At 58.7% G+C, this 11,196-nt stretch carries 11 protein-coding genes and 1 tRNA gene; all 12 read left to right on the plus strand.

What is annotated here, in order from left to right; translation table 11 throughout:
- The coding region (locus ACFE0K_RS16580; protein WP_434537118.1) for a heme lyase CcmF/NrfE family subunit at positions 1-1,191 on the plus strand (1,191 nt) is incomplete at its 5' end.
- On the plus strand, positions 1,188-1,730 hold the full coding sequence (locus tag ACFE0K_RS16585) for a DsbE family thiol:disulfide interchange protein (RefSeq protein ID WP_434537119.1): 543 nt from the start codon (positions 1,188-1,190) through the stop codon (positions 1,728-1,730). The genes ACFE0K_RS16580 and ACFE0K_RS16585, both read left to right, overlap by 4 nt.
- Positions 1,727-2,173 carry a cytochrome c-type biogenesis protein gene (locus ACFE0K_RS16590; protein WP_434537120.1) on the plus strand — a complete coding sequence of 149 codons (447 nt, stop codon included), beginning with the start codon at positions 1,727-1,729 and terminating at the stop codon, positions 2,171-2,173. The genes ACFE0K_RS16585 and ACFE0K_RS16590 overlap by 4 nt, the downstream gene beginning before the upstream one ends.
- Complete coding sequence (locus ACFE0K_RS16595) at positions 2,173-3,198, plus strand: tetratricopeptide repeat protein (RefSeq protein ID WP_434537121.1); 1,026 nt, start codon at positions 2,173-2,175, stop codon at positions 3,196-3,198. The genes ACFE0K_RS16590 and ACFE0K_RS16595 overlap by 1 nt, the downstream gene beginning before the upstream one ends.
- A 292-nt stretch (positions 3,199-3,490) precedes the next feature.
- A complete protein-coding gene (gene adk, locus ACFE0K_RS16600) occupies positions 3,491-4,147 on the plus strand; it encodes an adenylate kinase (protein ID WP_434537122.1) in 657 nt (218 codons plus the stop codon).
- A gap of 1,110 nt (positions 4,148-5,257) precedes the next feature.
- Positions 5,258-6,025: a hypothetical protein gene (locus ACFE0K_RS16605; RefSeq protein WP_434537123.1), complete on the plus strand. Its 768-nt coding sequence runs from the start codon at positions 5,258-5,260 to the stop codon at positions 6,023-6,025.
- 421 nt (positions 6,026-6,446) lie between these two features.
- Positions 6,447-6,680: a bacterioferritin-associated ferredoxin gene (locus ACFE0K_RS16610; protein WP_273009307.1), complete on the plus strand. Its 234-nt coding sequence runs from the start codon at positions 6,447-6,449 to the stop codon at positions 6,678-6,680.
- Between the two features lie 137 nt (positions 6,681-6,817).
- Positions 6,818-7,297, plus strand: a complete 480-nt coding sequence (gene bfr, locus ACFE0K_RS16615) for a bacterioferritin (protein WP_434537124.1) — start codon at positions 6,818-6,820, stop codon at positions 7,295-7,297.
- Positions 7,298-7,387: 90 nt separating this feature from the next.
- A tRNA-Arg gene (locus ACFE0K_RS16620) sits at positions 7,388-7,464 on the plus strand.
- Positions 7,465-7,783: 319 nt separating this feature from the next.
- Positions 7,784-8,026 (plus strand): OadG family protein, encoded by a 243-nt coding sequence (locus ACFE0K_RS16625; protein WP_434537125.1) that lies wholly within the window; start codon positions 7,784-7,786, stop codon positions 8,024-8,026.
- A 13-nt stretch (positions 8,027-8,039) separates the two neighbouring features.
- Entirely contained in the window at positions 8,040-9,836 is a 1,797-nt protein-coding gene (oadA, locus tag ACFE0K_RS16630; protein WP_434537126.1) for a sodium-extruding oxaloacetate decarboxylase subunit alpha, read from the plus strand.
- Complete coding sequence (locus ACFE0K_RS16635) at positions 9,829-11,127, plus strand: sodium ion-translocating decarboxylase subunit beta (protein WP_434537127.1); 1,299 nt, start codon at positions 9,829-9,831, stop codon at positions 11,125-11,127. Before oadA ends, ACFE0K_RS16635 begins: the two co-directional genes overlap by 8 nt.
- Positions 11,128-11,196 lie beyond the last annotated feature (69 nt).

An 11,196-nucleotide genomic window follows, 5' to 3' on the forward strand; every position in this document is an offset into this window, starting at 1 on the left:
CTGATTCATTCCCTGGCCGTGACGGAAAAACGCAACATGTTCCGGGCCTGGACCGTGTTACTGGCCATCATCGCGTTCTCATTGAGTCTGCTGGGGACCTTCCTGGTTCGCTCCGGGGTGCTGACCTCGGTCCATGCCTTCGCCAATGATCCGGAGCGGGGCACCTTTATTCTGGCATTCCTGAGTGTGGTAGCCGGGGGTGCGCTGACCCTGTTTGCGTTTCGTTCCTCCGCCCTGACCAACAACAAGGGCTTCAAGCCGGTGTCGCGGGAAGCCTTCTTGCTGGGTAACAATCTGATTCTGCTCACCGCTACCTTTGTGGTGCTGGTGGGCACCGTGGCCCCACTGTTCTTCGAGGCCATGGACCTGAAGATTTCCATCCGCAGCCCTTACTTCAACGGATTCTTTGTGCCGCTGACACTGGTGCTGATCCTGTTGATGGTGCCGGGGGTATTCAGTAACTGGAAACGTCAGGATGGCAACGGCCTGCTCAAGCGCATGGCACTGCTGGCACCGGCGGCGATCATTGCCGGCTGGTTTGGCGCACAGCTACCCGAACCCTCACCCTGGCAGGGTGTGCTGGCCATCATGCTGGCCCTGTTCCTGGTGTTTGCCCATATGGATGATGTGGTGCGCCGGGCCAGAGCCTATGGCCAGGGCTTTTTTACCGGCCTGGGCAAACTGGGGCGAGGTTACTGGGGCATGGTCATGGCCCACTGTGGCCTGGCGGTGATAGTGGCCGGTATTACCCTGGTGAGTTTCCATGAAGTGGAAAGGGATATTCGCATGGGGCCGGGCGATCAGGCGGTCATCGGAGACTATGTGTTTGTCTTCGATAGCATGGACAGTTATCTCGGGCCCAACTTCGATGCCACCCGTGGTCACTTCCATGTGACCTATAAAGGAGAACCGGAAGCCATCATGCATCCGGAAAAACGCACCTATCACGCCAGTGGCCAGATCATGACGGAAGCCGCCATTGATGCCGGCTTCTGGCGCGACCTTTATGTCGCCCTGGGCGAACCGCTGGAAGACGGCAATGCCTGGGCCGTGCGTATCTATTTCAAACCGGGTATCCGCTGGATCTGGCTGGGCGCCCTGATGATGGCGTTGGGTGGCGCGCTAGCGCTGTCTGACAAGCGTTACCGTCGTCAGCGATTTGCGACCAGCGAAGAAGGAGTTTCCCCATGAAAGCTAATTCTCCCTGGGTGTTCCTGCCGCTGGTCGGCTTTGTGTTGCTGGCGGTGCTGTTGGCCAGTGGTCTGGGCCGCGATCCTCAGGAATTGCCATCGGCACTGGTGGGCAAACCGGTGCCGACCTTCAGCCTGCCATCGCTGATGACCGACGACACCCTCACCCAGGAATCTCTGAAAGGTCGCTGGCAGTTGCTCAACGTCTGGGCCACCTGGTGCCCCACCTGTTATGTGGAGCATCCCTTTCTGCTGGAACTGGCCGCCCGCGGCGTTGCCATTGCCGGCCTGAATTACAAGGATGACAGTGCGCCGGCTCGCCAGTACCTGGCTGAACAGGGCAATCCCTTTACCCATGTGATTGTGGATGCCGATGGGCAACTGGGTCTGGACCTGGGCGTCTACGGCGCCCCGGAAACCTTCCTGATCAACCCGGACGGCGAGATCGTGCTGCGCCATGCCGGCGACCTGAATGCGCGCGTCTGGCAGGAAAAGTTTGCTCCCTTGCTTGAGCAGGGCGCACAGGAGGGCGGAGCATGACCATGATACTGCGTACCGTCTTTCTGCTTTGCCTTTCCCTGTCGGCGATGGCCGCCACCGACCTCTATGAGTTTGAGACCCCCGAACAGGAACAGCGCTTTCGGGTATTGCTGGATGAGCTGCGTTGCCCCAAATGCCAGAACCAGAGCCTAGCTGATTCCGATGCCGGCATCGCCCAGGATATGCGCATTCGGGTAGAGAGCATGATCAAGGAGGGCAAAAGCGATGAGGAAATTGTCGATTATTTTGTCTCCCGCTACGGCGATTTTGTTAGCTACCGTCCGCCCGTAACGCCCACCACGTCCATTCTCTGGCTTGCGCCATTGTTATTGCTGGGCAGTGGCGCTGTGGTCATCGTTCTTCTGCTGCGCCGTGCCAGCGCCAGAGTGGATGACAATGATGCCGCTGATGAGAGCGACGTTAACCAGGGGGGAGACCGGTAATGATGTGGATTGTGATTGCGCTGGTTCTGCTGCTGGCCCTGGGTGTCTTGTTATGGCTGTTGTGGCAGCGCGAAGCCCGCAAGGCAGGCAAGGTGATGCGGGGTGCCATTGGCATTCCCCTGATCATGTTGTTGCTGGCTGTCGCAGGGTATGGCCTGGTCGGCTACAACGAACATACCAGTGACTGGCTCAACGACCAGCAGGAATACCGGTCGGTGGCCCGCGCCATTATTGCCGGCCAGTCTCCGGAGCGGGCTGCGTCGGATGTGCCCGTCGGCGCCCTGGTGCGGGTATTGCAGGCGGAGCTGGTGAAAGACCCATCCGCCATGGGCTGGTATGCACTGGGTTCCCTGTACGACCAGCTCGGTGCGCCTGAGCAAAGTGAAGAGGCCGCCCGCAAGGCAGTGGCCATGAGCCCGCAGGAACCGGCCATGCATCTGTTGCTGGCTCGTGCGCTGATCCAGAAAGCCGGTGGCAAATTAACCGACCCGGCCCTGGATGAACTACGCTGGGTGCTGGATCGGGAGCCGACACACGATGGCGCCTGGATGATGCTGGCCATGTCTGCGGACCGGGCCGGGCGCTATGACCTGGCCGAGCAGGGCTGGCAAGCGCTGTTGTCCCGGCACAGTCAGGGTGAAACCGGCGATTTGCTGCGTCGCGGTCTGGAAAATGCCCGTGAGCAGAAGGCCCGCCAGGAAAAGTTTGCCGGTATCCAGGCCGTCGTTGCGGCGGAAGATCTGCCCGCGGGGGGCACCGTCTTTGTCTATCTTCGCGAGGCCGGCAGTAGCGGCCAGCCTCTCGCTGCCCGTCGCCAGGTGGTGCCACATTTTCCCGCCACCGTGTCGTTGTCCGCCCAGGACTGGCTGCAACGCTACCCGGATGACAGTGCCGAGCTGGTCATCGGCGCCCGCTACACCCCGGCGCCCGGCGGCGGAGTGGACCAGGCCGCCATCATGGCCCCGGTCAAACCCCTGGAACTGCCGCAGAGCGGCCCGGCCGCTCTGGTTCTCCAGCGCCCCTGATACCGCCATCTCCCCAGGGTGCTACCAAGGTAGCACCCTCCTATTACTTGTGAAGAACCGGGCCTCAGGGTAAAGTTGCACCCCTTCGGAGGCCCCTGAGTGGCCCAAACGGAAGGTTCTGCAACAATTTCGCGTCGTCAAAGTGTCCAGCTCTGCGCTGAAAAGCCTGAACCAGTTTTCTGGTGCTGCGCTTTATTGCCTTGATTTGAGCACTTTGGCACGGCCTCTTTGTGACAGAACGTTTCACTTGGACCGCCGGCGCCTTTTCGACCACAGAACCATGGAGAATCCTATGCGTGTCATCCTGCTTGGTGCCCCCGGTGCGGGCAAGGGCACCCAGGCGCAGTTCATCAAGGAACAGTTCAATATTCCTCAGATTTCCACCGGTGACATGCTGCGCGCTGCTGTTAAAGCAGGCACTCCCCTGGGTTTGGAAGCCAAGAAAGTGATGGATGCCGGCGGTCTGGTATCCGATGACATCATTCTGGGCCTGGTCAAAGAGCGTATCAGCGAAGACGACTGCGCCAACGGTTTTCTGTTCGACGGTTTCCCCCGCACCATTCCCCAGGCACAAGCGCTGGTGGAGCAGGGTGTGGATATCGACTTCGTGGTCGAAATCGATGTGGACGATGAAGAGATTATCGAGCGCCTGAGCGGTCGTCGTGTGCATCCGTCTTCCGGCCGGGTTTACCACGTAAAATATAATCCGCCGAAAGAAGCCGACAAGGACGATGAAACCGGTGAAGAGCTGGTTCAGCGTGATGACGACAAGGAAGAGACCGTTCGCAAACGTCTCGAGGTGTATCAGTCCCAGACCCGCCCGCTGGTAGACTTCTACCAGGATCTGGCGAAAAAGGACGATGCCAAGGCGCCCCGTTATGTGCGCGTTGCCGGTGTTGGCTCGGTGGATGATATCCGCAATCGCGTTCTGGATGCTCTGCAAGGCTAGAAGCTGCACAACAGCGATACATTGAAAAAGGGAAGCCTGGGGCTTCCCTTTTTTGTGCGTTCCGCACTCGCTGGCGGACGTCAATACAGGTCTCAGCAGACGCCACCAGCCCCTCTTGCAGTGCCAGAGAGCCTCTGAAATGGCTCTGAACACTCCCGGGTTCGCCAACAGGGGTCAGCGCCCCCTCGCGATGCAAACAGTGCTTTCCACGGTAGTAAGACGTTTCCCTTTTTCCCGGGAAATTGTGCCAGCCCTTTGCACTCCTAATATAAATTGCATAAGCCAGACGTTTTGCTGTCGATGGAATAGCGGTCATCCGGCCACTTGCGCCCGATGGTTACTTGCGGAGCGTCACGCTGCCTTCCTTGCCTGGTTTCTCTCTGCTTCCTCGCTTTGCCCCTTTTCTTATTCCGTTAAACGACCATTATGGTCGGTCCCTTGGCACTGACTGAAAGACAGGGCAGGGGGTGTGAGAATTTGCCGGTCTCCTTTCAATGACCGCGACATTCAGGATCCTGTCGCAGGACCCGCCTTGAAGATTTTACCGACGTGTGGGCGCGAGCCTGTTATTGGTGTGTGCCGTAAGTGCTCATGCCGGGCTGTCCATTGTGGTGCGGCGCTTTTTCAGAGCGGTTTTCTTGAAAAAAGCCGGAAAATGTAACTTTTCTACACAGAAAAGCAGGGGATGCGGTTGTAATGGCGACTTGAGGCGCAGTTGTTTTTGCTCTGGCGTTAGCGAATGTCCTCTCTATTCAGGGGCGCTTTCCAATGTAACCGCACCGCGTTGTCTACGTCAGTCCCATGCACCGCTTCCTGTTTTTTCTATGTCATGGGCGGCTCGGTTTTATTTAACAAAAGCGCACAAAGCAGCAGGAAAAATATTCCTTTGCGGTTTTTAACCAGGCTCATCCAGCCTGCCGGAAGGCCTGCTGAAAATGTTTTTGCAGAAACAGAAAAGGAATCAGAAAAGGGACATGGATAAATCGGGGCGGCTGCAAATGAAAAAAACAAAAACGAATTGGTCAAATAATGTACCAACTGATTTTTTTTTATGCTATTTTTCGAATTGTCGCAGTACTGATGACAACGCCATAGCTTAGGAGATCAATCATGGCTCGAGCAAAGAAAGCCGCCGCGAAAAAAACTGCGGCGCGCAAGCCCGCAGCAAAGAAGGCTACCGCTGCAAAAGCACCGGCTCTGCCAAAGTCCGTCACTAACGCCGAATCCAAGGTAAAACTGCAGCAGAAAGCCGTGGAGCAGGCGCAGAAAAAAGCCGAACAGACTCAGGCGAAACTGGACAAGCACCGCGCCAAGATCGATACCGAGAATGGCAAGCTGTCCAAAATGCGTGCTGATGTTGCCGCCAAACGTGACAAAGCGAAGGCCTCTTCCACCGCCGCCGCCAAGCGCGCAGTGGATACTGCACGCGGTCGCATGAATACCGTTCGTTTGAAACTGCAGGATCTGCGTGGTGAAGCCAAGCTGATTCGTGCGGAAATCCAGGCGGCCAAGAAAGTGGCCACTCGCGAGGTGAAAAAATTCCGCACCGCCGAGCGCAACCTGAAAACCAAGCTGCGTGAGCACGAGCGCAAGCTGGCGAAAAAAGCCAAGGCCGAGCAGAAAAAAGCGGAGCAGAAAGCCAAGGCCGCTGCCAAGAAAGCCGCAGCCAAAGCCAAACGCGCCGTAAAGAAAAAAACCACCACTCGCAAAAAAGCGGCCACTCGTAAAGCGCCAGCCAAAAAAGCGGCAACGCGTAAGGCTCCTGCCAAGAAAACCGCAGCCAAGCGCAAGCCAGCCGCCAAAAAAGCTGCCGCTCGCAAGACGCCAGCCAAGAAAAAAGCGGCCACCAAGCGTCCAGCCGCCAAAAAGTCGTCCTGATCCCACGATCCGGACTGATTTAAAAAAGCCCCGCAATCGCGGGGCTTTTTTTATGGTGGCAAACGCAAAACCCCACGTCTTTCCAAAACGTAGGGTGCAGTTCGCCTTAGGCTCAGTGCACCCTACGCAATCGGTTACGGTCAGGGGGCAACCACCTGGGTTCTTGTCCTGAGTCACCGCAAGCCTTCCTTGTTTCTGTCCCAGACAACCTTAATCTGACCGACTGGCTGTCTCCTCTGCGCCATGCCTGTTCATCTCTACGGTGTGCCTGCCATAAGAGGGGATATAAGCAAAAAAATGACTAATGGCCGGTCTGCCCCTGACGAAGTGCTGCCAGGCCAATGCTTCCTTTCCTGAAAGCGGTTGATAATGATTCGCGTTAGGGTTAGCATGCCCAAAGAGATTGAGGGATGGCATTCTTATGTACGTATGCATTTGTAAGGGCATTACTGACAACCATATACGGGAAGCGGTCGGCAACGGCTGCGACAGCCTGCGTGATCTTCGTCGGGAACTTGGGGTTGGAAGTCAGTGTGGTAAATGTGCCCGTCATGCCCGCCAAGTGATGCGTGAAGCCCGTAGCGCCAACGAGGCCCCCTCATTCTCGCACCCTTCCTCTGACGGTGTGGTGGTCTACTGGCCGCAAACCGCATAATTAATCGTTCTCATTTACATAAGCGCTTGTATTGCAAGCGCTTTTTTGCACTCCTGCCTTGTCTCTGTCATCGACTTGCTGAACAATGGGAATTAACCCAAGTTTAGATCCCAAGTTCATCGGACGGAGACAACCCCATGAAAGGCGACGCCAAGGCGATTGAGTACCTGAACCGGGCACTCGGCAACGAGCTCGTGGCTATCAACCAGTACTTTCTGCATGCCAAAATGTACAAGGACTGGGGGCTCCAGGCGCTTTACGAAAAGGAATACCACGAGTCCATCGACGAGATGAAGCACGCGGACTGGCTGGTAGAGCGCATTCTCTTCTTGGAAGGCATCCCCAATCTGCAGGATCTGGGCAAGCTGATGATTGGTGAAAACACCAAAGAGATGCTCGAGTGTGACCTGAAGCTGGAAAAAATGGCGGTACCGGATCTGCGCGAAGGCATTGCTTACTGCGAATCCATTCAGGATTACATCACCCGTAATCTGCTCAAGAACATCCTGGAATCCGAAGAAGAGCACATTGATTGGCTGGAAACCCAGCTCAGCCTGATCAAGATGGTGGGCATTGAAAATTACCTGCAAAAACAAATGGAAACCGCAGAAGACTGATTGCTGAAGTTTTGAGCGACCGGCGCTTGACTCCCGGCGGGGCTTTGGGAATAATGCGCAGCCTCTCGGGGCGATACAGCAACGAGACATGCACCGGTAGCTCAGTTGGATAGAGCAACTGGCTACGAACCAGTAGGTCGGGGGTTCGAATCCTCCCCGGTGCGCCATATCCCTAAAAGGGCCCGCTAACTAGCGGGCCCTTTTTCGTTTCGGCCTGGCATAAAATCAAACCGTGCCATCTCCCTTCCGTGGGCCTCCGGCGCGGTCTGGGCCACGCCAATTGATCAAATCAATCACCCCCCCTGTACACAGGTCTCATTGCAGGTTGTCGACAATCCCTCTACATTCCCAGAAATCGACGAGAGAGACTCGGAAATCTCCCGAATAACCCTGGGAGCCTTCCGGGGACGCCTGCTGACACGGTGGGCTGTTCCGCTTTCGCCTGCGGTAATGCAAACCGCCACCGGAACCGTAAAGGAGTGTTCCATGAACACACTGATGGCCCAGGGCCTGGAGCTCATGCTGATCGGCATGGGCGTGGTCTTTTCCTTTCTGATTATTCTCGTGGCCGTGACGTCGTTGATGTCGTTGCTGGTGAAACGCTTCGGGCAAGCGCCCGCGGTCATCCCTGCACCGGCTACCCCTGCACCCGCCGGAGACCTGCCGTCTTCTGCGGTGATCAAGGCCATTGAAAAGGCGGTGCGTCAGCACCGGCAGTCCCAGCAATAACCGGAATTTTTCCATGAGTGATCACAAGCCTCTGGGCATCACCGATGTGGTGCTGCGCGACGCCCATCAGTCCCTGTTTGCCACGCGCATGCGTCTGGACGACATGCTGCCTATTGCTGCCGAACTGGACGACATCGGTTTCTGGTCCCTGGAATCCTGGGGCGGCGCCACCTTTGATGCCTGCATCCGCTATCTGGGTGAAGATCCCTGGGAGCGTATCCGTGAGCTGAAAAAGGCCATGCCCAATACGCCCCAGCAGATGTTGCTGCGCGGGCAGAACCTGCTCGGCTATCGGCACTATGCCGATGACGTGGTCGATACCTTTGTCGAGCGAGCGGCAGAAAGTGGCGTGGATGTGTTCCGGGTGTTCGATGCCATGAACGACATGCGCAACATCGAGCGCGCCATCGCCGCCGTGATCAAACAGGGCAAACACGCCCAGGGCACCATCGCCTACACCGTCAGCCCGGTGCATACCCTGGATATGTGGGTAGAGCAAGGCAAGGTGATCGAGCAGATGGGCGCCCACTCGGTGGCCATCAAGGACATGGCCGGCCTGCTGCGCCCCAATGTGGCCTTTGAGCTGGTCAGCCGTCTCAAGCAGACCCTTTCCATTCCGGTCCACATGCAGTGCCACGCCACCACCGGCCTTTCCACCGCCACGGCCCTGAAAGCCGCCGAGGCCGGCATTGATAATGTGGACACCGCCATCTCGTCCATGTCGATGACCTATGGCCACAGCCCCACCGAAGCGGTGGTGGCCATGCTGGAAGACACGAATCGGGCCACAGGCCTGGATTTGAAAAAACTCAATCGCATCGCCGGTTACTTTCGCGAGGTGCGCAAGAAGTACGCGCAGTTCGAAGGTAGCCTGCGTGGCGTGGATGCGCGCATCCTGGTGGCTCAGGTACCGGGTGGCATGCTCACCAACATGGAAAGCCAGCTGAAAGAGCAGGGCGCTTCCGACCGTTTCGATGAAGTGCTGCAGGAAATTCCCGCTGTACGCGAAGACCTGGGCTTTATTCCCCTGGTGACGCCCACGTCCCAGATCGTCGGTACCCAGGCGGTACTCAATGTGCTCTCCGGCGAACGCTACAAAGCACTCAGCAAGGAAACCCGTGGCGTACTGCGCGGTGAATACGGCGCGGCGCCGGCGGCGTTCAACAGTGAATTGCAGGTCCGTGCCCTGGACGGTGACGAGCCTGTCACCTGTCGCCCCGCAGACCTGATCGATGACGAAATGGACAGCCTGACCCGGGAAGTGGAAACCCTGGCCAGCGAGAAAGGGCTGCAACTGGCGGACGGCAAGCGCCGTATTGATGATGTGCTCACCTATGCGCTGTTCACGCAGATCGGCCTGCGTTTCCTGGAGCATCGCGGCGACGCCTCGGCGTTCGAGCCGGTACCGGACGGCAAGGCGATGGCTGTTGCCGGCAACAGCGACGGTGTCTACACCGTGGACGTGGATGGCCGGGAATACACCGTCAAAGTCAGTGACGGTGGCGACGTGACTGGCATCAAGGCCTTGGGCGAAAGCGCAGAGGCTGGCCAGTCCAATCCGCCGGTGGTGCACAACCCGTCCCAGAGCACGCCGATCCCCGCACCCCTGGCCGGCAACATCTTCAAGGTGCTGGTGAAGCCCGGCGACCGGGTTACCGAAGGCCAGAAGATCATGGTGCTGGAAGCCATGAAAATGGAAACCGACGTGTCCAGCCCGGAAGCAGGCATCGTCACCGAGTTGGCGGTGAAAGAGGGCGACGCGGTTACCGTCGGCCAGACCCTGCTCAGCCTGGAGCCGGCCCATGGATAAACTGGAGACGCTCTGGCACAGCACCGGCCTGTTTCATCTGACCGGTGGCCAGCTGATCATGCTGCTGGTCTGCCTCGGCCTGCTGTGGCTGGCCATCAACAAGAAATTCGAACCGCTGCTGTTGTTGCCCATCGGCTTTGGCGGCCTGTTGGCCAACATCCCCGTAGCCGGCCTGGCGGAATCCGCCATTAGCCAGGCCATGCACTTCGGCAGCCAGGATCTGCTTGCCAGCATGGCCCAGGTACTCGGCATGGATGCCGATGCCGGGCGAGACGCGCTCTATAAAGCCGCTGAAGGCGCCGGGCCGGTGGTGCAGGACCAACTCCACCACCTGGCGCAACAAGCCAACTACGGCGACGGCATCCTCTACCTGATCTACACCGTAGGCCTGATGACCGGCATCTTCCCGCTGCTGATCTTCATGGGCGTGGGCGCCATGACCGACTTCGGCCCACTGCTGGCCAACCCGCGCACCCTGTTGCTGGGCGCTGCGGCCCAATTCGGCATCTTCGCGGCCCTGCTGGGGGCACTGGCGCTGAATTTCCTGGGCATGGAATTTTCCCTGGCGGATGCGGCGGCCATCGGCATCATCGGCGGCGCGGACGGCCCCACGTCCATTTACGTGACCACCAAGCTGGCCCCGGAACTGCTCGGCGCCATTGCCGTGGCGGCGTATTCCTACATGGCCCTGGTGCCGATCATTCAGCCCCCGATCATTCGCGCCCTCACCACCGCCAAGGAACGCACCATCAAGATGGAGCAGCTGCGCCCGGTGAGCCAGACGGAAAAGATTCTGTTCCCGATCCTGCTACTGGTACTGGTAGCGTTGGTTTTGCCCGATGCGGCGCCGCTGCTGGGCATGTTCTGCCTGGGTAACCTGATGAAGGAATCCGGTGTGGTCAGCCGTCTGGTGGACACCACCAGCAACGCGTTGATCAACGTGGTGACCATCATGCTGGGCCTGGCCGTGGGCGCGAAACTCAGCGCGGAAGAGTTCCTGGTCATGGAAACCCTGGGCATCCTGGTGCTGGGCCTGGTGGCCTTCATGATCGGCACCGCCACCGGCGTGCTCATGGCCAAACTGCTCAACCGCGTCAGCCACCACCCGGTGAACCCCATCATCGGCGCCGCCGGCGTCTCCGCCGTACCCATGGCCGCCCGTGTGGCCAACAAGGTGGGCCTGGAAGCCAACCCCCACAACTTCCTGCTCATGCACGCCATGGGCCCCAACGTAGCCGGCGTCATCGGCTCCGCCGTCGCCGCCGGCGTCCTCCCCAACTTCGCAGGCTAACCCCCGCGGCCCCAGGCCGCGCCGCTGCCCCCCCCCCCCCCCCTCTACAACGCCCCTGTAGGAACAGAG

It is taken from the genome of Alcanivorax sp., from assembly GCF_051117345.1.
Classification (GTDB): Bacteria; Pseudomonadota; Gammaproteobacteria; order Pseudomonadales; family Alcanivoracaceae; genus Alcanivorax.

What these genes read in the sequence shown, in the direction of transcription:
- oadA (WP_434537126.1), top strand. Translation starts at nt 8,040, where the DNA reads ATGAGTGATCACAAGCCTCTGGGCATCACCGATGTGGTGCTGCGCGAC.
- adk (WP_434537122.1), top strand. Translation starts at nt 3,491, where the DNA reads ATGCGTGTCATCCTGCTTGGTGCCCCCGGTGCGGGCAAGGGCACCCAG.
- ACFE0K_RS16595 (WP_434537121.1), top strand. Translation starts at nt 2,173, where the DNA reads ATGATGTGGATTGTGATTGCGCTGGTTCTGCTGCTGGCCCTGGGTGTC.
- ACFE0K_RS16635 (WP_434537127.1), top strand. Translation starts at nt 9,829, where the DNA reads ATGGATAAACTGGAGACGCTCTGGCACAGCACCGGCCTGTTTCATCTG.
- ACFE0K_RS16625 (WP_434537125.1), top strand. Translation starts at nt 7,784, where the DNA reads ATGAACACACTGATGGCCCAGGGCCTGGAGCTCATGCTGATCGGCATG.
- ACFE0K_RS16590 (WP_434537120.1), top strand. Translation starts at nt 1,727, where the DNA reads ATGACCATGATACTGCGTACCGTCTTTCTGCTTTGCCTTTCCCTGTCG.
- ACFE0K_RS16585 (WP_434537119.1), top strand. Translation starts at nt 1,188, where the DNA reads ATGAAAGCTAATTCTCCCTGGGTGTTCCTGCCGCTGGTCGGCTTTGTG.
- bfr (WP_434537124.1), top strand. Translation starts at nt 6,818, where the DNA reads ATGAAAGGCGACGCCAAGGCGATTGAGTACCTGAACCGGGCACTCGGC.
- ACFE0K_RS16605 (WP_434537123.1), top strand. Translation starts at nt 5,258, where the DNA reads ATGGCTCGAGCAAAGAAAGCCGCCGCGAAAAAAACTGCGGCGCGCAAG.
- ACFE0K_RS16610 (WP_273009307.1), top strand. Translation starts at nt 6,447, where the DNA reads ATGTACGTATGCATTTGTAAGGGCATTACTGACAACCATATACGGGAA.